Source organism: Lysobacter capsici (assembly GCF_014779555.2).
Classification (GTDB): Bacteria; Pseudomonadota; Gammaproteobacteria; order Xanthomonadales; family Xanthomonadaceae; genus Lysobacter; species Lysobacter capsici.
This window is the reverse complement of record NZ_CP094357.1, coordinates 3,576,601-3,599,644: the sequence shown is the minus strand read 5'-3', so window position 1 is coordinate 3,599,644 and position 23,044 is coordinate 3,576,601. Positions and strand designations below refer to the sequence as shown.

Sequence of the window (23,044 nt, the reverse complement as noted above, 5' to 3'; positions counted from 1 at the left end):
CGTGTCGCAGTTCGTAGTGCAGGCGACAATCGAGCTGGGTGCGAGGGATGCAACCTGGATCGCTATCGCATCGGCCCGCCTCGACTTGGATCACCCTGGTCCAGTCCTAAGCCTTGTTGCTGTATCGATGCGCGTTCTTGAGCGATGCTTTGATTCGCGGCAAGGAGTTTTTGATCTGACAGTTCAATGGGCGTCTGGATCGCTTTGTCGACCGACACCACGGCGAACTTTGCGGCCGGATCACCCAATCGGCCTTCGACCGCGAACAGGTTGTGGCCGTCTTTACTCGTGACTACGTGGTCGACTCGGTTCAAGGCATTGCTTGAATACGAATAGTCGTGCGCTCCGGGATGTCTGTCTCGGCCGTCCTTGCATTCGGCAAGAAGGCAATGGCTCAGGCGTTCAAGTGTTTCGCCGTCGAGGGTCCGCCCGGTTCCTTGCAGGGCGGTGAGCGCGCCGCTGCGGATCTGGTCCAGCATCCTCTGATCGTGCTCATTGAGGTGGGTGGGCGCCGCCACGGAAATCTGGGACTGGGCCTGAGGCGGTTTTGCCATTTCCGGACGCTGGTCGATCATGCGCTGGTAGTCGCGCAGATAGGCATCCCGATGGGTGATGGCGCCGTCCTGGTTCAAATCCGCGGGTGGGTTGCCGAGTGTGTACGTGGAGGCGGGGACCTTGGCCGCGATCCGGTCGACGACGGTTTTGTCGTCCAGCTCGCCGCTGCGCCAGGACTTGTACAGCGTGCCCAGTTCCAGCCCGTTGAGGTAGCCGATTGAGCCGAATGGGAACTCCTTGGCGAAGGCGGGATCTTTCTCCAGGTCCTTGAAGATCGGGAAGGCGGTGAAAATCGCTTGCGCTTCCAGGCCGGCCCGGTACTGCACGTAGTCGTCGGCGGAGCCGCCTTTGAACAGGATGTTGCCGGTGTTGAAGCGGTCGTGGCCTATCTCGTGAGCTAATGTGCCGAACAGATGGCGTTGCGGATACTCGGCTGCATCGGGTGCTTGCAGTTGCGTCCATTGGGCCTGATCGACCGCGATGGTGGGTGGGTTCGTCGGGGTGTAGTAGGGAAGTCCATTGTCTGGATTGGGAGCGAACCGCCCACCCTTGTCGAAAAATTCCGAGAACGCTTCTGTGGCATGTGGCGACGCCAGAACCCAGCGTTGAACGTGTTCGGGCATGGACTCGAATTGAGCGCTCTTCTTGAGATGAGCGTTGTCGCGGTCAAGCGTTGCGTTCACGGCCGTTCCTTCGGCGATGGGTAGATATGCAGTGCGGTCACGCAGCGGTAGGTTTCAGGCGTCGTATTGATACGCAACGCCATTCCATTGCCGGTAGCGTCGTACTGTTTGCCGCGATCGACGCCATGGGCATCCTGATACACCGGATTCAATACCGCGCCAGTCACCTTGACGGCCCAGTCGGGCGACACGCAGGCGTTTTGGTCGATGCCGATATCGATGTCGCCGGATAGCTTTCGCACGTAAGCGAAGCTGAGCACGTGACCGTCGGCGAGCCGCACAGGGCCTTGTCCGGATGACTGCGATGCGCGCAAGGGTTTCATCTCGAACACTTGGTCCAGCGCGGCAAGGATTTTTTCCGTTCCGCCGGTCCCTTCAAGCGGCCATCGCAATAGATTTTCAACGGTGATCGACCCCGTCTTAGCTGCGGGTGGCGCTATCGCCTCTTCTTGCGGAGACTGCTTGCCAGGCCTGGTCGTTCCGCAGGCTTGCAACATCAAGGAGAGCGCCAGCAGCGGAACCATCTTTTGCAGGTGAGACATGCCTGGCGTCCTTTTAAGGGTGCTGGCGAATACAAGCGAACGTCAGCATAAAGCGCGGCCGGTGTGGAGGTAATGCGAATGCAGTTTGGCCGGGAGCAATGCCATGCAGCGATCTCTTGCTGAGGGGCTGAGCGGATGTCCGAAGAGTTCCCGATTTGCGTATTAACCGCAAGGGCAAACAGGAGTTGCGCTCGCTATCCATTGCGGCACATTTGATGCGGAAGATCGCGCGGTAGGAGGCCACGCATTGGTCCCGATCGATACCAACGGTGATCTTGGCGAAAAGCATCCGCGCAAATAAAAAGCGCCCCGGAATCCCGGGGCGCTTCAACTCAAACTCCAACCGCTTCGAATTACGGACTGGTCCGCAACGTCAACGCATAAGCACTCAGGATCGAATTGATCGGCGTGTAGTAGCTGTTGCCGCCGCCGGTGCGTCCCTGCTTGCCCTTGCAGCTGCCGCTGCCGCCGGACAGCACGCCCTGCGCTTGGCCCGCGGTGGTGATGAACGAGCCGCCCGAATCGCCGCCTTCCGCGCACGCGGTGGTCTGGGTCAGGCCGGTCACGGTGCCGTCCGGGTTGCCGGCGTCGTCGACGTAGGACACGGTCATGTTCTTGCTGCGGATCGCGCCGCAGCGCCAGCCGCTGGTGCGGCCCGAGCGGCACAGCGCGGCGCCGACGGCGCCTTCGGTGCTGCCGCGCACGGTGACGTCGCCGCTGCCGTAGCCGTAGACGCTGGCCGACAGGGTGTGGGTGCTGTCGACCTGCACCCAGCCGCGGTCGGGGCCGGTGCCGTTGCCGGAGGGCATGCTCGACGCGGCGAACGAGCCCAGGCGCACGCCCGGCACCCACTGCGAGTCTTCGTTGTAGACGACTTCGCCGGCGTTGCCGCAGTGGCCGGCGGTGGCGAAGCCCGGCGTGGTGCCCTTGGTCACCGGGAAACCGACCGAGCAGGCGTACAGGTAGCCGTCGCCCGGCTGGCGCAGGTAGCCGCGGCCGCCCTGGATGGCGATGCGGCGCTGCGGGGCTTCGGCCATGGTTTCGAAACGCACCGAGGTGGTGTCCAGGCCGCTGCGCGCGACGAAATCGACGGCGGCCTCTTCGGCGCCCGGCGCCACGCCGATGATCACGCTGTTGCTCGGCAGGTCCACGGCCCAGCTGTACACGCCCTTCGGCGCCTTGCCGTTGCGCGCCAGTTGGCTGTCGAGCTGGCCCTTGGCGGCGTTGAGCGCGCTCAGGCTGTGGCGGGCCTGGCGGGTCTCGACGCCGGCCGCGGCCTTGGCCGCCTTGATCGAGGTGGTCGCGGCGACGACGCCGAACGAACCGTCGGCCTTGCGCTCCAGCCAGGTGCCGGCGAAGTTGCGGCCGAGCTGCTTCTCCAATGCTTTTTCTTGCTGGGCGGCGAAGCGCTCGGCCTTGAGGTATTCGGTGACTTGGGCGCCGGACAGGCCGAGGTCGCGCTGCATGGCCGCCTTCAGGCCGGGCGCGAGGTCGTCGGCGGCGAGGGCCGCGCCGGAGACGGTCATGGCGACGGTGGCGGTGAGGATCGACAAACTGAACTTACGCATTCCAAAACTCCTTGGGCGAGAGGGACGCGAACTGCTGTGCGGCACGTCCAACGCCGGCGCCGGTGGATCGGCGTAGGGGCGGCGCTTGGGCGGACCTAATGGTTACAACGGGCACCAATCGGCGTGTCCCTACCTGTGAAGTGCGACTTCATGCTCTTTTTATCGTGATGTGAGCTGCGTTTCGTGAGTGGCGTGCGTTTGGGTACATGAATGGCTTTGGGGGCGTGAAGCCATTGCGATTGCGCGAGGCGTGAATGGTGGGCGGCAAGGTTGGTGGGGGGGGCGGGCATCGGCCGGGTCGAGTGGATCGCGGCGCTGCGTGCTGCGTGTAGTGCTGCTTCGCGGCGCGCTTATGCGACCCGCGTTCGGTGTGTTTTCCGCCACCGGCTGTTTTGCGATTCCGTGTGGCGACGCTGCGCGATCAGCGGCGCAGCGCGTTGTCGATGCGGCTCGCTTCGGCGAATCGCGCGGTCGCATGTGTTCGCGGCACGCTCGCATTCGTCACGGTCTTCGCGCGCGAAGCATGGTGCGCAGATGGCATACGCATCGACTTTCGGCGAGCACGACAGCGCCCGAGGCGAAACGGCTTTCACCGATGACCGAAGACACCGGCATCGCGAAACGCGTCGATGAATACGTCGATGTTCGGCGCACGTGACGATGGCGGCGTGCGTACACGACTCGCCGTTAACCGTCCGGCGCCCAGCGTGGGCTATCGCCGATACCGATGGTCGGGCCGGCGTCCAACGAGGGCGACTGAGATGGGCAACGACACCGCGGGCCGGAACCGGCCCGATCACGACGCCAAACAAGCCGCGCAGCACGGCAAGCCGGACGATCAGGCGCGACCGCCGGACGGCCAGGGCCATCAACCGCTGCCGGGCGAGAATCCGCCCGCCGATGACGGGCGCAGCAAACGCAAGCATGTCCAGAACGCGGATCTGCCGGAAGGCGAGGGCCATCAGCCGTTGCCTGGCGAGGATGCGCCGAAGGAGGACTAAGCGGCTGCGCGCGGGGGGACATGCCGTGTCAGTGGTGGCGGGATAGAAGGTCCCGCACAGTCGGCGCAATCCATTCGTCCGCCCGATTCGCGTAAGCGTTCTTCGCTGCCGCGAGTCGCTCCAATGGCGGACCGGGTTGAAATGAGAATGGTTCTCACTATTATGGGCGCGACTTCTCGGTTTGGAACGCCCCCACATGCCTTCACCTTCCCGGCCCGGCGCTTTGCCGACGGCCACGCTTGCGGCTGCCATCGCGGCGGCATTTACGCTTTCCAGCGCTCCTGCCATTGCCCAGGAGGCCGCATCGGCTGAGGCAACGGCCTCGCCGGGCGAGGCGCGCAGCACGTTGCCGGCGGTGCAGGTGCATGGCGTGTCCATCGACGAAACCGCCAACGGGCCGGTGCCCGGCTATGTGGCGCGCCGCAGCGCGACCGGCACCAAGACCGACACGCCCTTGCTGGAAACGCCGCAATCTATTTCAGTGATCGGTCGCGAGGAACTCGATGCGCGCGGCGTGCAGACCATCATGGAAGCGGTGCGCTACGCGCCGGGTGTCGCGGTCGGCAACTGGGGCTACGACGCGCGCGGCATCGACTGGCTGCTGATCCGCGGTTTCGACGCCACCAATGCGATGTTCCGCGATGGCCTGTTGATGCCTGCGTATTCGCTGACCGATTCCTATGGTCTGGAACGGGTCGAATTGCTGCGCGGCCCGGCATCGGTCACGTTCGGCCAGAGCGACGCCGGCGGCGTCGTCAACCGGGTCAGCAAGACGCCTAATCCCGCCGCTGCGCAAGAGATCGAGTTGCAGCTCGGCAGTTTCGAGCGCAAGCGCCTGGCCGCGGACGTGGGCGGCGCGTTGAGCGATACGCTGAGCTATCGCGTGGTCGGCACCACCTTGGACACGCATACGCAGGAGCGTTATCCCAACGGCGCCGAAGTCGATATCACGCGCCACTATCTGGCGCCTTCGCTGCGCTGGCAGCCATCGGACGCCACCTCGTTCACGTTGCTGGGCGAGTACTTCAAGAGCAAGGCCGGCGACGACACCGGTTACGTGGTCGATGCCAACGGCAGGCCGACCAAGGTCAAGGAAGGCGAGCCGCGCTACAGCTGGATCGAACAGGAGCAGCACGCGCTGGGTTATCTGTTCGAACACCGCATCGGCGATGCGTGGTCCGTGCATCAGAACCTGCGTTACAACGCCTTCGATACCGACAAGCATCATATGCTGTCGCGCTTGTCGGGCAACGGCCTCAGCCGTACGCGCACCGCGCGCTACGATGCCGACCGCGTCCACCAGGTCACGGTCGATACCAATCTGCAAGGCCGCGTGAGCACCGGCGGCGCCGAGCACACCTTGTTGTTCGGTATCGATTGGACCCGCATCGGCTATCAGACCAAATCCTATTCCGGCCCGGCGCCGGACATCGATCTGCTGGCGCCGGTGTATGGCCAGCCCATCGCCGAGCCGTCGTTGCTCGGCACCTACTACAAGCAGACCACCCGGCAGACCGGCGTGTACGCGCAGGATCAGATCAAGATCGCCGATCGTTGGGTGGTCACGCTCAGCGGGCGGCAGGATCGCGTCGAGACGGTCACCCGCGATCAGCTCAGCGCCACGCGCACCACCCAGACCGACGATCAGTTCAGCGCGCGCGCCGGCCTGACCTATCTGGTCGGCAACGGTTGGGCGCCGTACCTGAGCTATGGCGAATCGTTCCTGCCCACCACCGGTGCCGACGCCAATGCGCGGCCGTTCCAGCCCAGCCGCGGCAAGCAGGTGGAGGCGGGCGTGAAGTTTCAGCCGGACGGCGCGCGCATGCTGGTTACCGCGGCCGTGTTCGACCTGCGCAAGTCGAATGTCGTCACCTACGATCAACAGACCTTCGAGGGCCGCCAGATCGGCCGCATCCGTTCGCGCGGCGTCGAACTGGAGGCCAAGGCCGAACTGGCGCAGGGGCTGGACCTGACCGCGTCGTACACCTGGCTGGATATGAAAGTGACCGACAGCGCCAACACGGTCGAACTGGACAAAACCCCGATCCAGGTGCCCAAGCAAAATGCCGCGGTGTGGCTGGACTACACGATGGACAACGGCTTCGGCCTCGGCGGCGGCGTGCGCTACATCGGTCGCCGCTGGAACGACGAGGCCAACACCAGCGCGCAGGGCGGCGTCGCCTTGCTCGATGCCAGCGCGCATTACCGATTCGGGTCGTGGCGTTTCGCTCTAAACGTCAACAATCTGGCCCAGCGCAAGTACGCCTCCTCGCGCGCTTACGGCGGTTACTACCCGGGCAGCGAGCGTGAGCTGTTGGCTACGGTCAAGTATCAGTTCTGAGTTGAGCGGGCGACAGCTGCCGGTCTTTGGGTAGGCCGGCTGCTTTCGTTGATGCGCGGATGCTGGCGCCGCGATCGGCGAAACGCGTGTGCGCTTATTTGCGACATTGGTCGAGTTTGAGGGTGCGTTCTACCGCGTTGCATCGATGGACGCGACCAGCCCGGACAACCACGCGCTGTGGCGGGACGAGGACCTGAGCTGCGATTCCACGGCCTCCCGGCTGTCGAGCTGCATCTGCAGGAATCGATAACCGACCGCCTGGGCAACGGCGTGAAGCGTTTCGATCTCCATGTCCAGTTCGTACATGAAATCGAACTGGGTCGCCCAGAATCCTTGCTCTGTGCTGGCCAGCTGCTCGACCTCGTCCGGAGCTTCGATGCTGAAGCAGATATATTCCAGGCCGCTTGCCCGCGCGCGGATCGCGATCACCTGATCGGCGATGTCCCACAAGGGAAGCACTTGCGGGCCGTCGGGGGCCTCCGCGCCGTGGTAGAGGTAATAGGGCGCTCCGGAAGAACAGCTTACGAGCGCGGGATGGGGCAGTTGGCCGGAGGCCATCTGCAGCAATGCGGGCGACACGCCGAGCTGGCTGAGCGCGGGTAGCCGTCGGGATTCTTCGATGACGTTGCTGGGCATGGCGGCGATTATGCGCGGTGGATAGAGGAACGGGCAGCGGGGCGGGCGACTGGCGAATGCCATTCGCGCATTCCGGTCGAGCGGATGCGCGCTCTTATCCCTGCGTCTTGGGCGTCTGCAAACGGCGAACGTCGAATCCCGCGCGAACCAGCGCCGCTTCGGTCGACACGGCCGTGCGTTCGTTGCCGCAATGGACGATCAAGGCGGCGTCCGGATGCTCGGGGAAACGCAGGGCGGTGCCGGGAAGTCGATCCTTGAGCTCCTGATAGGTCGCTTCGTCCTGTCTGGAAACGAAGCCGCGTGCGAACCGATTGGGTTCCAGCTGAATCCAGCCGTCCTCGATAAACCAGCGAAAGAACGCATACCCATAGAGATCGTCGGGCTCGCGGGGTTCTGATGGCCGGCCGAACATATCGCTCAGGCGGCTTGCGCAATCGTCCAGCGACAGATCCGTGACCAGACCCAGTTTCGTCTTGTCGTGTGCCCGCAGCATGGCCAGAAACGCGGTCATATTCGCGGCCACCGATTGCTCCGCCTGTTCGTCGAGATCGAACCAGGTGATGCAGGGCTCGCCGTCGTTGCGATAATCGAGGCAGAGGTACCAGTGCCCATCGCTGTCGAACGGAACCAGCCGACGCGGTTGTTCCGGAAGCCAGCCATCGGCGGGATACCAGGCCTCGGGTTCGTCGAGCAGCGACCACCAGTAGTTGTCGCCGATGCTCGGCGCGCGCGGGCCGATGCCCCAGATCATCCGGTTGCCGCTGTCGGCGAGCGTGCGCCGCAGATAGCCGCCGTTCTGTTCTCGCAGCACCGCGATCAGGGCCGCGGGCAATACGATGTCGAGTCGGCTCTCGACGTCGGCGATCGCATCGTCGGTGAGGTCGGGCTGAAGTGACGGCAGGAAGACCGGAACGTTCCAGATGGATGAGTTGGTGTCGGGGTTGTTACTCACGTGGCTACTCTTGGTCATGACGCCGCAGTGTGATCCACGATTCTTTCATATTGCCGGTCGTCGACTGGCACCGCCGCCTCGCGATACCGAGGACGCGTCATTCGGTGGGGTTTTCGTTTCCCGTCAGCAGCGTACCGGGTCATCCGTGCATCCGGCACCGATGGATGACGATGTTGTCTGCCGCATGCATCGACAGGGCGCCGGCAGGATCGCGGTCATTGCGGAAACGTCGGCTGCAGCCGCAGTTTAGGCATGCCGGCTAGTTACTGTTACGTGGAATACAAGCGCAAATTGTGAGCCGCGTCGGTTCGAAGCCGTCGGTAGGGCTGTACAGGTACGGCTTGCCGGAGCGACGATTCGCAATGCGCCTCGCCACCAAGGCCGATTACGCAAGTCCGCAGTTGAGTCATTCGGCCGCAACGTATTGGCGGCCCACCGGCGGATCAGGCGAATGAAAGCAGTGGAGCTTTTGTGTTCGTCGCGGCGCGGCAAGAGCACGATCCCATCGATACGGTAGCGGTCATCACAAGCGAGGATCGATATGAATACACTCATCCAACGCGTGCTGTTGCCGGCGCTGGCGGCCTGCCTGCTTTCGCTCAGTGCCACGGCGTTCGCCGGCGAAACGCTGCTCGCCGAGTACTTCGACATCAAGACCGGCAGCGCCGCCGGGACCGAGGTCGTTGGCAAGGTCAATCTGCTGAGCAACAAGGATGCGCACAAGACGCCGGTGCCGGCGGACTACACGCTGGCGATCGCCTCGGATCCTTCCAATCTTTTCCAGATCGTCAATCAGCGCGATGCCCAGAGCCGATTGTTCGGCGCCTTGCGGGTGAAAGCCGGCCAGACCGTGCCCGCCGCACCCGCGGACTATCCGCTGACCGTCGCCTTGCAGCAGCGAGGCGTGACGCTGGCGACCGCGTCCTTCAATGTGCGCGCCCTGGCGCAGACCCAGTTGGACAAGATGCTGGCGTACACGAAGGCTTATTGCGTCAATCAGGATCGACTGTTCGGCCGCGCTCGCTACGCCGAGGCCGAGATTACCCGCCTGATCGTCGAAACCGAGACCAACGGCGGCCGCTTCAGCGGCTACGAGTTCTACACCCGGCCGATCACCGACTACCTTCCCGGCGGGCCGGGGACCGGGCAGGGGAGAAAAACGCTGTCGACGCAGTGGCAGGAAGTGGCCAGCAAGATCGGTGGACTGGGTTTTGCCTATCAGAATACCGACAGCAAGTATCCGCTGACCTACGGCCCGAACGGAACGCCGGCGAATCACGAACGCCTGAAGAATGCGCTGTATGCCGCGCTGCGCGAATACCTCGACAAGGTGCCGATCGATCCGGCGCAGGTGATCGTCAACGGTTCGCCGATCGGCGGCGATTACGGCGACGGCATCATGCGTCTGTGGGAAAAGAAGATCCTGAGCTACAACGACACCACGCACTCGTGGATATGGACGGACGCGGTGACGGGGCCGGCGGTATGGCTACAGGCCGACCTGCTGAACGACATCGCCCGAGGCGACGCCGCGGCGAAGGCGCTGCATGAGAGTCTGGTGCGATTTCTGCAGATCGGGTACGGCCTGCCGATCGACAATCGCGAGGTCAACGATCCTTCCGCGCGTTGGGGCCAACTCGTCAACGCCAATTACACCGAAGGCGCGTTCGCCGACGCGAATCACTTCCACCGCTTGCGCGGATGGCTGGCCTTGCCGACGATCTGGGCCGATTACAACCGCCCGATCACCTATGTTCCGTACTGGTACGACGGATATTTCTCGGCCTATCCGGGCTTTCAGCTCCGCCCGGGCTGGTCGCCGCGCGGTTCGCTGCAGGACTTGCGGTTCTGGACGACGAACATTCTGGTGCCCGCGCACCTGTATCCGCAGTCCGGATTTCATCCGGACGGGATGATCACCCATCACTACGATGATGGCGTGGACGGCCGCGCGATGTGGGCCTATGGCTACGAGTGGATGGTCGCTCCCATCGACGGCAATGCGCTGTTCAAGCGGCTGGGGTTGGACGCGGGCGGCGGCGACTTCAGCCTGATTTCGAATATGTACCTGTACACCTACGACAAGCTGATCTACCGCGGAGAGATCGATGCAGCGCTGCTGGGACGCAGTTATCTGGGCGATGTGAAGAAGTTCACCGCCGCCATGCCCGCCACCATCAACCAGATGATCGCCGCCAGGCCGGCGACCACACCGATCGATCGCGAGCAGGAACTGGTGGCTTGGGGCGCCGCGTTGAAGGGCGGCACCCAGCAGGCGAGCGGCAATTTTCCGTTTTGGGTCGGCAATTACATGGTGCACCGCAAGGGCGGGCAGGCGGGCGATGCCGGCTCCTATATGTTCTCGGTGGTCATGGGCAATGACGCGATGGGGGCGACCGACGATTTCGACGATCCGCCCAAGCTGTTCCATGCCTCCAGCGGCCTGTTGTTCGCCAGGACGGCGGGAACGGAATATGCGCTCGATGCGCGCAAACGCTGGGACTGGCATGCCTTGCCCGGATTGACCGAAGAACTGCGCACCGATGCGATCCCCGGCGACGCGCATGCCGATCAAATCGATGGCAGCGCCTATGCCGGCACGGCCTCCGATGGCGTGCGCGGGTTCGCCGCCATGCACTACCGTCCCGCCGACACCCAAACCTACGCGAGCGCGCGCGCGGACAAGGCCTGGTTCTTTCCGGGCGATGAAGCGATCGCGCTCGGCAGCGGCATCGCGCGCCGCGCCGCCGGGCAAGGTCGTGCGATTCTCACCACCCTGGATCAGACTCGCTGGGCAGGCAATCTGACCTATTCGATCGGCGGCGGCGCGCAAACGACGGTGACCCAGGGAGCCGCGCTAGATCAGACCCTCGCCGTCAACGCGCCTTCCTGGTTCCATCAGGGCCGAACGGGTTATTTCGTGTTTCCGACGCAGGCCCAGCAGGTGCGCATCCGCGGCGGCAGCGCCATCGTCCCGACCGACACCGACGCGGATCCCGCGGTCAATCTGATCCACCTGGCGATCGATCACGGCACCCACCCGCAAGCAGCGAACTACCACTACGAAATCGTGCCGAACATCGGCATCGAACAGATGCCCGCGCGTCTGCTCGCGCTGCAGGAGCGGATCAAGGTGGTGGCCAACGACGAGAAGCTCCAGGGAATTTACGATCGCGGCACGCGGACGCTGCAGTTGGCTTTCCATGCCGAGGGTGCCGCGACCTGGGGCGCGGGCATGACGGTCACGGTCGATCAGCCGGCGCTGATCCAACTCCACGACAATGGAACGAGTTGGGATCTGAGCGCCAGCGATCCGATCCACGACCTGTCCGCGAAGGAACTCAACATCACGCTGTCGGTCGCGCTCAAGCCGGGGATGTACGAGCATGTCTTGCCGGGCATAGTCCCCCGCGCGGGCAAGCCCATTAGCGTGACTCGGCCATCGGCAGGAATTTCCCATATCCGCGTGCCGCTGCCCGATGCCGACGACGGTCCCAGCCTTGGCTACCAGGAAGCGCTCTACGCCAACGTGCCGATCCGGGTGAGCATTCCGGTCGATAGCACGGTGGCCGTCGCTCCGGCCGGCGGGAATGAAGGCGGCACGCTTGCCGCGCAAGCATCCGCATCCGCACCCGCGCAAGGAGCCGCAACGCGGGCGTTTCCCTTCACGCTGCTCGTCGACGCGCTCGACAAGGGCAAGGCCATGTCGCAAGCGTCGGTTGCGGCCATAGCTGCGGCACCGGTCGGGATAAAGGCGCTGTCCTTGCTTTTGATCGTCCTGGGTTTCGGCTTGGCGCTGCGAAATCCATAAGATCCGAGGGCGGCACGCTACGCGCTTGCGCAGACCGCCTGCGCAAGCGCGCGGATGAACTCAATCGGCTGCCGGCATGATTGGCGGCCCGCCGCCGGAGAATGCTGACGAAAGCGCTGATCCCTCGTTTCTTTTATAGGGGCTTTCATCGACTGGGCAACGCCGTCGTCGGGCAACTAGGCGGTGTCATTCTCAGCATCGGCTTGTGACCGAAGCGACGTGGGTCCGGTTTTTACCGCGCGATTACCTTGTCTTCACGGCCACCTTCGGGTGGCATGGTCGAATGGACGCTCGATCCTGTCGGGAGAATGGCGATGAAGAAGCGTTCCATGGTCGTTTTCGCGTCGTTGTTCTTGATCTCAAGCTCGGCCCTGGCCGCCGTGGTGCACGTCAGCGGGCACGGTCAGAGCTACGACCCGGGCATTGCGCTCGAGGATGCACGCGCCGACGCGGCTGCTGAATGCGCCGCGCAAGCGGGAACGCCGATCCAGGAGGTGTACAGCCATGTCACCCGCGCCAATCTGTGGCTCGCCGATTCGATCTGGACCTGCGAGGTGCCTTGAGGCGGCGCGGGATTATGAGCAGCGAGTGATTCAGCGCTTGCTGGCCAATACGCCGTCCAGCGCCTGCTGCGCCTTGAACCCGGCCTTCTCCAGCCGTTTCGCCACTTCGCGCGGCACGTCGCGGCCGCTGGTGAGTTTGTTCGGGCTGCCGGTGTAGTGAAACAGGCGTCCACCGCGACGCAGCACGCGCGCCAGGTGGTCGTAGAACGTCTGCGAATACAGTTCGCCGGCGATGCCGAAGCGCGGCGGGTCGTGCAGCAGGGCATCGACCGAGGCGTCGCCGATTTGCGCGATCGCCTGCGACACGTCGGCATGGGTGAGTCGCAGGCGTCCGCCGCTGCTGGCCGCGTCGGGGTCGGGCGACCACGGGTTGAGCGTGCGCAGCCACAGCACGTCTTCGTTCTTTTCGAACGAGTAGATGGCACTCGCGCCGGCTTCCAGGCAGCACGCGGCGAAGTAGCCCAGGCCGCCGCAGGTATCGAGCACGACCTTGCCGCGCGGTTCGACCAGCGCGACCTTGACGCGCGCGTCCTCGATCGGCGAGGCCTTCATCGTGGGCAGCATCTTGATGCCGTCGATCTCGAAGGTGGGCGCGCCCCACTGGGTCGGCACCAGCTTGATCAGCGAGCCGGAGAAGCGCGATACCGGCGCGAATTCCTCGCCGTCCCAGTGGTAGATCGTGCGGTCTTTGAGCTTGGCCGGATACGGGTAGCGCTGCTCGCGCCAGATCCAGGCCTCGGCCTCCAGCAGCGCCTCGCCGTCCGATCGGCCCAGGTTCAGCGAACCGGTCCACGCGCCGCTGCCGGCATCGCGCGCGGCCTGCAGTTCCTCGGCGATGGGGCGGGTGAGCAGGGGGCCTGAGTAATGCGGCACGGCGGGTGGTTCCTTTAAAGGGTAGAGTGTTCACGAGCGTAAAACGGGCAGATTCCTGTCGCTACAAAAACAGCGTCCTCTTTGTTCGGGGGTGCCGTGGAACTGCGTGCGTGCAGGGCGTCGTCCAGTGAATCCGCGCGCATAATACCTGTCGAATCCCAATGGATACGGCGATGAGTGAATTTGACCCGAACCGAATCGAAGTGTTGTCGGCCTCGGAAGCGGTACGCAGGCGTCCCGGCATGTATATGGATCCGGAGTTGCCCGGGCTGGCTAGCGTCCTGGCGATGCAGTCGCTGTGCCATGCCGTCGATGAGGCTATGGACGGGCGTTGTACCTCGATCCGGATGCAGGTCGATGGAGAAAGGGTCAGCGTTCACTATGACTGCGGCATGCCTTTGCATGTGGACCACGAATACCCGGGTCGGACCGTGGCCGAGACGTTCCTGCGGATTCTGGGCGCCTGCAGCTCGCGGAAGAAACATATCGAGATCGGTTCGCAATTCTGTCAGATCGGCCTGGGCGTGTTGAATCCAATGTGCGCCGAAATGGAGGTCGAGATCGTCGATGAGGGCCATTGGACGCGCTTGCGGTTCGAGCGCGGTGTCCAGCAATGGCCTTGTGTCGTGCAGCCTGCCGATCGCCCGGACGGTACCTGGATGGAATTCAGCCTCGATACGAGCGTGATTGCCGATCCGGTGCTCAGGGAAGAAACGCTGCGGGCCGCGTTCGCCGATTTGCAGCTGCATTTGCCGCGGTTGGCGCTTTCGCTGGAGTTCAACGGCTTAACGCCATGACGGTCGCGGCGACTATCGTCGCGAACGCTCTCTTTCGGCTTCCTTCCGGTCTTACCTCACACCGCTTCCAGATGCTGTCGGACCTGGGCGATCGCATTGCGTACCTTCTCGACCATCGGAGCCGGCCGGTGGTGCAGCATGACGAGCTTGCCCAGGGCTCGGGTCATCGCGACGTAGAGCAAGCGTGCTTCACTGGCCCGGGTTTCGAGATCTTCGCTGGTCGAAATCCCGCATAGACCCGGGACGAAAATGGTGTCGAATTCCAAACCCTTGCTGGAATGGATCGTCATCACCTTGACCCTGGCTGGGCCGTCGAAAAGATGGCGCTTGGCGTCGCCGCCAGCCAGCACGCAAGGGATGCCGGCTTGGATGAGCTTGCCGGCGATCCGTTCACCGATGTGGCGAGATCGGCATACGATGCCGAAGTCGTCGGGACTGGCGCCCTCGCGAAGCGCCGCGCCGATGCGATCGGCGATGGTCGCCGCTTCGTCCCAAGGCGTCCGACATTGCAGCAGTTCCGGCATAGGCCCGCGACGGCCGGCACTTTCCGGGGCGATCAGCGGAACGTGGTCGTCGTCGCTCTCGTGCTCGCTCACCAGGTCGTGGGCGAAAGCTTTCGCGGTTGCGAGAATTTCCAAGGTATTGCGGTAGTTCAGACGCAGAATCGTGGTACGGCCCTGCGCCTGGATGCCCACGCTGGCGAAGCTGAATTTCTTGCGGCCCTGGCCTTCGTAGATGTTCTGCGCGTCGTCATACAGCAGCAACAAGGAGTTGGTCTGTGGATCGACCATCTGCACGATCAGTTGCAGCCATTCGGGTTTGAAGTCGTGGCCTTCGTCGATCATTACCGCCGCGTACTGCGCGCGTGGGATCGCCTTGGTGTCCACGCCGCGAATGACCGCTTCCACCATCGCGTCGGCGTATTCGCCGGGCGGCAGATTGGGCAGCGGCTTCCTGACGGCATACGCGGACAGTTGCTGGCCGCACCAGCCGTGGAAATGCGCCACGGTCACTTTGTCGCTGACGCCCGCGGCGCGTATCAATTGTTCGAGCCTGGCGGCAAGCGTCTTGTTGAAGCACAACACCAGCATCGGTTTGCCGTGGCGCTTGGCCAGTTCGATGCAGCGATAGCCGAGGATCATCGTCTTGCCCGATCCGGCCACGCCATGGATCACGCGATGGCCGTCGCCCATTGATCGGGCCAGAAGTTCCTGCTGCAGGTCCATGACCCGGATGAGGTCGGGAACGCTGGCCAGTTCCGCGGCGGGTTCGGCCGGCGCGTCGAACATCTTTCCCTGTTCGGGGACGCGCAGTTGCGGAAACAGCGACCAACGAAAGCGATCGATCTGCGGCAGGGTGAGCTGGCAGGCAAACGGCATCATGAACATATCCGATAAGGCTTTCTGAAAGCCCTCGGGATTTGCCGACTCGGTGATTTCGTCCTTGCACAACACCAGATGGGCGGGGATGAAGTTTTCCAGCTCGGCTTCATCGAACTGGCGGCGGGTGATGTTGGCCAGTACCACGCCCCAGCCCCAGGGAATGATCAGCTTGCCGCCGTGGCGGTGACCTTCGGGATGGCGCAGAGCCGCGTCGCGTTCGAGCAGGTTTTTGACTTCCATCGCGCAGGCGCGCGCTTGCATCAGCGGATTCTCGACCACCGATCGGCCGCGCTCGGTGTGCAGGGTTACCCTAGAGCGGTCGATCTCCGCGATCGTGTCGAGTTTCCAGTCCTTCACTTCCAGTATCAGAAAGCCGCAACTGGGATGCAGGACGACGAAGTCGGGATAACGCTGACGGGGCCCCACCGGCACGTCATACCAGCACAAGTAGTCCTCATCGAGCTTGTCTTCCAGGCGGTGCGCCAGACGCCGTTCGCCCGGATTCATCCTGGGCAGACACGCACTGCGGTTGGGAATGAGCTTTCCCATCGATTTCTCCCTGCGCTGGGCGCCTTCCTGTTGGCTTACCAGACCATACAGCCAACCGGTTTCCGGGTACACAGATCGGCTGCTGGAAGCGCCAAATGCCGCGGAAACCTGGGGGATAGGGCTCATTTTTTGTGAGTCCAACGTCCGGGACCTTTGCGCCCCGGCCCGAATAACCGACCGGTTCAAAGGATATCGCTGGGGGCGAGGGCAGAGCCTGGCTCCCAACCAACGGCCCACGACACCCCCGCACCCACTGAGCTAGGCTCCTGTCTTTCCACCGGGGACCGCCCATGAAGCCTTCACGTTTGAGTCTGAGCCTGGCGCTGGCCGCCACGCTCGCCGTTTCGTCCGTCCATGCCGCCGGCAGCGGGGCCAAGGGCAAGCCGCAATTGGGGAGCTTCGGCGTCGACCTCAGCGCGCAGGACAAGAGCGTCAAGCCCGGCGACGATTTCAATCGCTATGTCAGCGGTCACTGGCTCGACACGTATCAGTTGAAGGACTACGAGACTTCCTTCGGTTCGTTCAACATGCTGCGCGATCAGTCCGAGGCGCAGGTGCACGCGATCATCGAATCGCTGCGGCAGCGCAAGGACCTGGCGCCGGGCAGCGACGCGCAGAAGCTGCGCGACTACTACGCCAGCTACATGGACCGCGCCGCGCGCGATGCGGCCGGGATCGCGCCGCTCAAGCCGGTGCTGGACAAGATCGCCGCGATCGATTCGAAGGGCGCATTGATCGATGCCTTCGGCGCCAGCGACCTCGACGGCACCACCGCGCCGCTGCGGTTCGGCGTCGATCTGGACCGCAAGGATCCCGACAAGTACCTGGTCGGTCTGCGCGTCGGCGGGCTGGGCCTGCCGGACCGCGATTACTACCTCAACCCGGATGCGCGTTTCGTCGGCATCCGCACCGCGTATGTGTCGCATATCGAACGCATGCTCGGTTTCGCCGGGGTCAAGGACGCGAAGGCTCGCGCGCAGGCCGTGCTCGCGCTGGAAACCGAGCTGGCCAAGCCGCAGTGGGAGCGCGCGCAACTGCGCGATCGCGACAAGACCTACAACGTCGCCAGCTTCGCCGAACTGGGCAAGCAGTACCCGGGCTACGACTGGGCCGCGCAGGCGAAGGCGCAGGGCCTGCCGGCGCTGGACCGGGTCAACGTGATCACCCCGAGCGCGGTCGAGCCGGTGGTGCAGGTGATCGAACGCACGCCGCTGCCGGTGTGGCGCGATTACCTGACCTTCCACGCGGTGCGCAACAACGCCACGCTGCTCAGCCGCGAGATCGACGACGCGGCGTTCGCCTTCAACGGCACCGTGCTCAGCGGCCAGAAGGCGCAGCGCGACGACTGGAAGCGCGCGGTGGCCGCGGTCACCGGCAGCGACGGTCTGGGCGATGCGATGGGCAAGCTCTACGTCGAGAAGCATTTCTCGCCGCAGTCGAAGGCGGCGATGCAGGCGCTGGTGGAGAACCTGCGCAAGGCGCTGCGCAGCAACATCGAGAAGATCGACTGGATGGGCGATGCGACCAAGGCCGAGGCCTATCGCAAGCTGTCGACCTTCCGTCCGAAGGTGGGGTATCCGGACAAGTGGCGCGACTACGGCAGCGTCAGCATCGTGCCAGGCGATCTGATGGCCAACGTGATGCAGCTGCGCCGCTACGGCCGCAACGATCAGGTCCGTCGCATCGGTACGCGTCCGGACCGCGACGAGTGGTTCATGACGCCGCAGACGGTCAACGCCTATTACAACTCGACCTTCAACGAGATCGTGTTCCCGGCCGGCATCCTGCAGGCGCCGTTCTTCGATCTCAACGCCGATCCGGCGGTGAACTACGGCGGCATCGGCGCGGTGATCGGCCACGAAATGGGCCATGGTTTCGACGATCAGGGCAGCAAGTCGGACTCGGCCGGCATCCAGCGCAACTGGTGGACCGACGCCGACCGTGCCGGTTTCGAGCAGCGCACCAAGGCGCTGGGCGCGCAGTACAACGCGTTCTGTCCGTTGCCGGGCCAGTGCGTCAACGGCGCGCTGACCATGGGCGAGAACATCGGCGACCTCGGCGGCATTTCGATGGCCTACACCGCTTATCAGCTGAGCTTGGACGGCAAGCCGGCGCCGGTGATCGACGGGCTGACCGGCGATCAGCGCTTCTTCCTGTCGTGGGGCCAGATCTGGAAGGGCAAGTACCGCGATGAGGCCTTGCTCAACCTGATCAAGACCAACCCGCATTCGCCGTCGCAGTACCGGGCGAACGGGCCGTTGCGCAATTTCGACCCCTGGTACAAGGCGTTCGATGTGAAGCCGGAGGACAAGATGTTCGTCGCGCCGGAGCAGCGGGTGCGGATCTGGTGATTCGGGCGCGGCCCGCGGTTGCGGGCCGCGGGTGAAGGCGAGGGGGCGGGTTTGCCGGCCGGTGGGGCGGTGGATTCGCCCTTTCGTTTTTGGTGGTTTGTGGGAACGCGGGAGTAGGCAGTTGCGGCGTGGTTGTGGGTTCGCGGTCGCGGCTCACGCCGCTCCCATATGAGCCTGCCTGCAGGAGCGGCGTGAGCCGCGACCGCGACATCCAAACACCGTCGCCACTGGACGTATTCGATGGTCTACCTGGGATTGTTCGTCGCGGCCTTTATCGCCGCCACCTTGCTGCCCGCGCAGTCCGAAGCGCTGCTGGCGGGCTTGATCGTGGACGGTTACGCGGTGTGGGCGTTGTTGGCGGTCGCCAGTGTCGGCAACGTGCTGGGCTCGCTGCTCAACTGGTGGTTCGGCCGCGAGCTGACGCGTTTGGGCGACCGGCGCTGGTTTCCGGTCAAGCCCGGGGCGCTGGCGCGCGCCCGGGCCTGGTACGGCCGTTACGGAAAATGGAGCCTGTTGCTGAGCTGGCTGCCGGTGGTCGGCGATCCGTTGACCTTGGCCGCCGGGGTGATGCGCGAGCGTCTGTCCACGTTCCTGATCCTGGTCGGCATCGCCAAGACCGCGCGTTACGCGGTCGTGGCGGCGATCGCGCTGCGCTACGTCTAAGCGCAACCGCTCGGTTCAAGGCATCGGGTCAGACCAGCGCGTCGTAGATCCGTTTCGCCACGACCTTGTCGTCCAGATAACCGATGATGCCGTGCTGGTTATCGGTCCAGTTGTCGACGTCGCCCTTGTTCTCGATCGCCGGGGTGATCGCGAAGTTGTCCTTGTCCAGCGGATTGAGCGAGACCACGTCGTTGGGATCGTAGGCGTTGAACCAGGCGGTCACGCTGGCCGGATGGCCGATCGGGCGCAGCTTGCCGCGCAGGGCGCGGATGCCCAGCGGCGAACCGAGCGTGACCAGCAGCGGCACGCGCCAGGCCTGGCCTTCCTTCTCCAGCCGGCGCAGCAGGGTGTAACCGACCACGGTGCCCAGCGAGTGGGCGACCACGACGTTTTCCCGCGCCAGGTCCATGGCCTGCAGTACGCCGTCTTCGATATGCGCGCGCAGGTTCGCCTTGCTCAGGTACTGATGCACGTCGTTGGTCAGCAGGGCGATCATCGCGCTGCCGCCGTCGGTGTGCTTGTCGATCGCGCGCAGCACCGCCTGCACCCAGCGCCAGTTCTGCGGTCCGCGTTCGATCACCGCGGCGTCGGCGGGGTCGAGTTCCTGTTCGATCTCTTCGTCGCTGATATTGGCCGCGTCGATGTACTCCTGCAGCATCGCCGACAAAAAGGCCTGCGCGGCGGTGTCGTCCTGCGCGCCCCTGACGATGATCTTGGCCGCCTCTTCGGCGCTGGCGCCGTCGACCATCTGCTGCAGCGTGTCGCCGTAATACGGAAAGCGGATGCGCTCTTCCGGGATCGGCAGTTCCAGGCCGCTCTTGGCCAGGCCCTTTTTCCACGCATCGATCCAGGTCGCTTTCAGCGTCACCGCGTCCTTGCCGGCTTGCGATCGTCCGTGAATGAACACCAGTTGCTTCATTACGCAGCTCCCAGGGTGAGGGAAGAGGATGTTTCGGCGGCGTGGCGCATCCATGCGCGGATGGCCTGGACGCCTTCGGGGGTGTACAGCGACCACAACGACGGCCGCAGTTGCTGGCGCAGACCGTCGAGTTCGGTGGGAATGCGTCCGCTCAGCGCGCCGGTCAGGGCCCAGCCTTGCGACAGCATCGGCAACGCGGGCACCACGGCCGCGGCGAGATCGGCGTCCTTGAGCAGGCCGCGCGAGAGCAGGGCGAGGTCGTACAAGCGCACGTGCAGGCGATCTTGCAGGTAGCCCTGCATCTGCGCGATGCGGCTCAGCTGGCCGATGTCGTGATAGGCGTAAGCGGCATACACGGCCAGAGCGGGGTCCTGGAACTTCAGGTTCTGCATGCGCACCGCGAGCGCATCGGCATCGTCGGATTCCAGCGCGAATACGCCGAGCGAGGAGGCCTTGATCACCGCCTGACGCAGATAGTCGAGTTCCTCGCGGCTCAGCGAGGCGTCGAATTCGTCGGCCGGTTCGTACCAGACTTCGTCCAGGCCGCGTTCGTGCAGGCGCAGCACGCCGACGAAACCGGCGATCACCGGCAGCAACACGCCGCTGCCGTCGTCGAATTCGATCAGCGCCTGGCTCTGGCGTTCGTCGGTGTCCACGCTGACGGTGACGGCATCGCCTTGCTGGCCCAGATGGGCGGCGCCGTCGGTGCAGGTCACGCCGGTCACGCCGCGGCCGTGGATCTCGAAGCCGGGTTTTTCCGGCAGCGGCTGCGGCAGCCGGTTGCCGACGACGCGGGCCATGCTCTTGAGCATCGCGGTGGCGTTCTTGGACACGCCGCGGCCGGTCAGGGTCTTGACCTCGACCGGCGTGGTCGCGGCGCGGCCGTAGCTTTCGTTGCGCAGCGCTTCTTCCACGACCAGTTGCGCGACTTCGCGGGTCGACAACGGCGCGGCCGAATCCGGCGGCGTCGCGCTGGTCACGTCGATATCCGGCGGCGTCGCGGTGGCGGGCACCGACGGCGGCAGGCTGGCCAGCCAGGCCTCGTCTTCGGAGGTGATGCGCGCGTCGGGCGTCTGCGAGGTCGACAGCGACAGGCCGCTGGCCTTCAACTTGTCCCAGACTTTTTTCGGCAGCGCTTTCTTGAGCGGGCGCGGCCGCACCCGGCCGTCGCGGATGGCCTCGGGAATCCTGCCGTTCAAGGCGTCGAGCAGGGCTTCGGTGAAGATCGCCTGATATTGCTGGCCCTGTTCGGATTGCCGCACCTCCAGCGCGGGCGCGCCCAGCGAGGTGGCGAAAAAGATATCGACCGAGCGCTCCAGCTCGGCGTCTTCGATGTTGGGGAAGATGTCGCTGCCGATGATGCGGCCGTACTGCACGCCCTGGGTCGGCGTCCTGCAGGCGTCGGACAGGAACACCACATGCTCGAACGCCCCGGCGCGCGCCAGCGAGACATTGCCTTCGATATTGACCGCGGCCGCCGCATTCACCGGCGCGTCCGACAGCAGCCAGTATTCCTGCCGGTTGTTGACCACGCCGTGGCCGGAGAAATACACGATCAACTGCTCGATCGTGTCGCGATCGGCCAGCGCCTTGATGTCGTTGAACAAGTCCGCGACGGTCACTTTGAGGCCGCCGGCGTCGGTGCGGCGGATTATCTGATCGTCGGGAATGCCCTGGCTTTTGGCCCAGGCCGCCATCTTGTCGATCGACGGCTCGACCGCCTTGAGCTTGCCCAAGCCGCCGGCCTGGCTTACGCCGATCAAAAGCACTGCTCTGTTCATTGTCGCCCGTCCCTGCGAATGCGCGTCCGGCCTCAATCATGACGTAAGCGGGCCGGCATTTCGGCCACGCCGCGGGCGGCCGCGACGACGATGTTAAAATGCCGGCCTTCCCGCCATCCACCCAGAGCGACGCGATGACCGCCCAAGCCTTCTATCCGATCGGTACGCCCGGCCAGCCTTGGACCGCCGTTGAGGTCGCGCAGTGGCGATCGACGCAGGTCCGCCAGCGCAGCTACGAGGCCGACGTGCTGAGCGTGATCGACACGCTGCGCCCGCGTTTCGAGGTGCTGCAGTACGGTCGCCTGGACTACGCGCCCGACAGCTATCCGCTGTTCGCGCTCAAGAGCCGCGACTGGCGCGACGACCTGCCGACCATGCTGGTGACCGGCGGCGTCCACGGCTACGAAACCAGCGGCGTGCACGGCGCGTTGTTGTTCGCGCAGCGCCATGCCGCCGACTACGCCGGCCGCGCCAACGTGTTGATCGCGCCGTGCATCAGCCCCTGGGCCTACGAGCGGATTCACCGCTGGAACGTTGACGCGATCGATCCGAACCGCTCGTTCCGCGACGACAGCCCGGCGCGCGAATCGGCCGCGCTGATGCAGCTGATCGCGCCGCTGCGCGCCGGCGTGCTGATGCATATCGACCTGCACGAGACCACCGACAGCGACGAATCCGAATTCCGTCCGGCGCTGGCCGCGCGCGACGGCAAGCCGTACGAGCCGGGCGAAATCCCCGACGGGTTCTACCTGGTCGGCGACAGCGAAGACCCGCAGCCCGAATTCCAGCAGGCGGTGGTCGCGGCGGTGGCGCTGGTCACCCACATCGCGCCGGCCGACGCCAACGGCGAGATCATCGGCGCCACCGTGGTCGCGCCGGGCGTGATCAATTACCCGGTGCGTTCGCTGGGCCTGTGCGCCGGCATCACCGATGCGCGCTACCGCACCACCACCGAGGTCTATCCCGACAGCCCGCGCGCGACGCCGGAACAGTGCAATGCCGCGCAGGCGGCGGCGGTGTGCGCGGCGATCGATTTCGCGTTGGCGAAGGGCTGATCGCGGCGCGCCCGATGATTGA

General features: G+C 64.7%; 17 protein-coding genes. 8 read left to right on the top strand and 9 right to left on the bottom strand.

Annotated elements, in window-relative coordinates; genetic code table 11:
- Window positions 1–62 precede the first annotated feature (62 nt).
- From IEQ11_RS14500 to IEQ11_RS14490, 3 genes are all read right to left on the bottom strand, one after another.
- Window positions 63–1,238 carry an XVIPCD domain-containing protein gene (locus IEQ11_RS14500; protein WP_191820848.1) on the bottom strand — a complete coding sequence of 392 codons (1,176 nt, stop codon included), beginning with the start codon at window positions 1,236–1,238 and terminating at the stop codon, window positions 63–65.
- A complete protein-coding gene (locus IEQ11_RS14495) occupies window positions 1,235–1,780 on the bottom strand; it encodes a hypothetical protein (RefSeq protein ID WP_191820849.1) in 546 nt (181 codons plus the stop codon). The genes IEQ11_RS14500 and IEQ11_RS14495 overlap by 4 nt, the downstream gene beginning before the upstream one ends.
- A gap of 353 nt (window positions 1,781–2,133) precedes the next feature.
- Window positions 2,134–3,348, bottom strand: coding sequence for a S1 family peptidase (locus IEQ11_RS14490; protein ID WP_191820850.1), 1,215 nt, complete (start codon window positions 3,346–3,348; stop codon window positions 2,134–2,136).
- Between the two features lie 761 nt (window positions 3,349–4,109).
- Between IEQ11_RS14490 and IEQ11_RS14485 the strand changes: the two genes are divergently transcribed.
- Window positions 4,110–4,349 carry a hypothetical protein gene (locus IEQ11_RS14485; protein WP_191820851.1) on the top strand — a complete coding sequence of 80 codons (240 nt, stop codon included), beginning with the start codon at window positions 4,110–4,112 and terminating at the stop codon, window positions 4,347–4,349.
- A gap of 370 nt (window positions 4,350–4,719) precedes the next feature.
- Window positions 4,720–6,690 (top strand): TonB-dependent siderophore receptor, encoded by a 1,971-nt coding sequence (locus IEQ11_RS14480; protein ID WP_247024558.1) that lies wholly within the window; start codon window positions 4,720–4,722, stop codon window positions 6,688–6,690.
- A gap of 129 nt (window positions 6,691–6,819) precedes the next feature.
- Here IEQ11_RS14480 and IEQ11_RS14475 read toward each other — a convergent pair whose 3' ends face one another.
- Window positions 6,820–7,326, bottom strand: coding sequence for a hypothetical protein (locus IEQ11_RS14475; RefSeq protein ID WP_191820853.1), 507 nt, complete (start codon window positions 7,324–7,326; stop codon window positions 6,820–6,822).
- Between the two features lie 94 nt (window positions 7,327–7,420).
- Window positions 7,421–8,278 carry an SMI1/KNR4 family protein gene (locus tag IEQ11_RS14470; RefSeq protein WP_191820854.1) on the bottom strand — a complete coding sequence of 286 codons (858 nt, stop codon included), beginning with the start codon at window positions 8,276–8,278 and terminating at the stop codon, window positions 7,421–7,423.
- A 568-nt stretch (window positions 8,279–8,846) separates the two neighbouring features.
- Between IEQ11_RS14470 and IEQ11_RS14465 the strand changes: the two genes are divergently transcribed.
- Both IEQ11_RS14465 and IEQ11_RS14460 read left to right on the top strand, forming a co-directional pair.
- Entirely contained in the window at window positions 8,847–12,089 is a 3,243-nt protein-coding gene (locus IEQ11_RS14465) for a polysaccharide lyase family 8 super-sandwich domain-containing protein (RefSeq protein WP_247024556.1), read from the top strand.
- A gap of 314 nt (window positions 12,090–12,403) precedes the next feature.
- Window positions 12,404–12,652 (top strand): hypothetical protein, encoded by a 249-nt coding sequence (locus IEQ11_RS14460; protein WP_191820856.1) that lies wholly within the window; start codon window positions 12,404–12,406, stop codon window positions 12,650–12,652.
- Between the two features lie 30 nt (window positions 12,653–12,682).
- Here IEQ11_RS14460 and IEQ11_RS14455 read toward each other — a convergent pair whose 3' ends face one another.
- Window positions 12,683–13,525 (bottom strand): class I SAM-dependent methyltransferase, encoded by an 843-nt coding sequence (locus IEQ11_RS14455; protein ID WP_191820857.1) that lies wholly within the window; start codon window positions 13,523–13,525, stop codon window positions 12,683–12,685.
- A 173-nt stretch (window positions 13,526–13,698) separates the two neighbouring features.
- Here IEQ11_RS14455 and IEQ11_RS14450 point away from each other — a divergent pair, with 173 nt between their 5' ends.
- Complete coding sequence (locus IEQ11_RS14450) at window positions 13,699–14,322, top strand: DNA topoisomerase subunit B (RefSeq protein WP_191820858.1); 624 nt, start codon at window positions 13,699–13,701, stop codon at window positions 14,320–14,322.
- A gap of 56 nt (window positions 14,323–14,378) precedes the next feature.
- Here IEQ11_RS14450 and IEQ11_RS14445 read toward each other — a convergent pair whose 3' ends face one another.
- Complete coding sequence (locus IEQ11_RS14445) at window positions 14,379–16,211, bottom strand: DEAD/DEAH box helicase (protein WP_191820909.1); 1,833 nt, start codon at window positions 16,209–16,211, stop codon at window positions 14,379–14,381.
- A 332-nt stretch (window positions 16,212–16,543) separates the two neighbouring features.
- On the opposite strand from IEQ11_RS14445, the gene IEQ11_RS14440 reads away from it, so the two are divergent.
- Together IEQ11_RS14440 and IEQ11_RS14435 are read left to right on the top strand one after the other, a co-directional pair.
- Window positions 16,544–18,604: a M13 family metallopeptidase gene (locus tag IEQ11_RS14440; protein WP_191820859.1), complete on the top strand. Its 2,061-nt coding sequence runs from the start codon at window positions 16,544–16,546 to the stop codon at window positions 18,602–18,604.
- 240 nt (window positions 18,605–18,844) lie between these two features.
- Window positions 18,845–19,267, top strand: coding sequence for a YqaA family protein (locus IEQ11_RS14435; protein WP_191820860.1), 423 nt, complete (start codon window positions 18,845–18,847; stop codon window positions 19,265–19,267).
- A 28-nt stretch (window positions 19,268–19,295) separates the two neighbouring features.
- On the opposite strand, the gene IEQ11_RS14430 is transcribed toward IEQ11_RS14435, so the two are convergent.
- On the bottom strand, window positions 19,296–20,186 hold the full coding sequence (locus IEQ11_RS14430; protein WP_191820861.1) for a hypothetical protein: 891 nt from the start codon (window positions 20,184–20,186) through the stop codon (window positions 19,296–19,298).
- On the bottom strand, window positions 20,186–21,967 hold the full coding sequence (locus IEQ11_RS14425) for a caspase family protein (RefSeq protein ID WP_191820862.1): 1,782 nt from the start codon (window positions 21,965–21,967) through the stop codon (window positions 20,186–20,188). The genes IEQ11_RS14430 and IEQ11_RS14425 overlap by 1 nt, the downstream gene beginning before the upstream one ends.
- Window positions 21,968–22,101: 134 nt before the next feature.
- Between IEQ11_RS14425 and IEQ11_RS14420 the strand changes: the two genes are divergently transcribed.
- The gene (locus IEQ11_RS14420) at window positions 22,102–23,022 is read left to right on the top strand and encodes a M14 family metallopeptidase (RefSeq protein WP_191820863.1); all 921 of its coding nucleotides are present in this window, start codon (window positions 22,102–22,104) and stop codon (window positions 23,020–23,022) included.
- The last annotated feature ends 22 nt before the right edge of the window (window positions 23,023–23,044 follow it).

Coding starts and splice junctions, on each gene's coding strand:
- IEQ11_RS14475 (WP_191820853.1), bottom strand. CDS start 7,326: ATGCCCAGCAACGTCATCGAAGAATCCCGACGGCTACCCGCGCTCAGC.
- IEQ11_RS14420 (WP_191820863.1), top strand. CDS start 22,102: ATGACCGCCCAAGCCTTCTATCCGATCGGTACGCCCGGCCAGCCTTGG.
- IEQ11_RS14440 (WP_191820859.1), top strand. CDS start 16,544: ATGAAGCCTTCACGTTTGAGTCTGAGCCTGGCGCTGGCCGCCACGCTC.
- IEQ11_RS14485 (WP_191820851.1), top strand. CDS start 4,110: ATGGGCAACGACACCGCGGGCCGGAACCGGCCCGATCACGACGCCAAA.
- IEQ11_RS14490 (WP_191820850.1), bottom strand. CDS start 3,348: ATGCGTAAGTTCAGTTTGTCGATCCTCACCGCCACCGTCGCCATGACC.
- IEQ11_RS14435 (WP_191820860.1), top strand. CDS start 18,845: ATGGTCTACCTGGGATTGTTCGTCGCGGCCTTTATCGCCGCCACCTTG.
- IEQ11_RS14460 (WP_191820856.1), top strand. CDS start 12,404: ATGAAGAAGCGTTCCATGGTCGTTTTCGCGTCGTTGTTCTTGATCTCA.
- IEQ11_RS14430 (WP_191820861.1), bottom strand. CDS start 20,186: ATGAAGCAACTGGTGTTCATTCACGGACGATCGCAAGCCGGCAAGGAC.
- IEQ11_RS14450 (WP_191820858.1), top strand. CDS start 13,699: ATGAGTGAATTTGACCCGAACCGAATCGAAGTGTTGTCGGCCTCGGAA.
- IEQ11_RS14495 (WP_191820849.1), bottom strand. CDS start 1,780: ATGTCTCACCTGCAAAAGATGGTTCCGCTGCTGGCGCTCTCCTTGATG.
- IEQ11_RS14425 (WP_191820862.1), bottom strand. CDS start 21,967: ATGAACAGAGCAGTGCTTTTGATCGGCGTAAGCCAGGCCGGCGGCTTG.
- IEQ11_RS14445 (WP_191820909.1), bottom strand. CDS start 16,211: ATGAATCCGGGCGAACGGCGTCTGGCGCACCGCCTGGAAGACAAGCTC.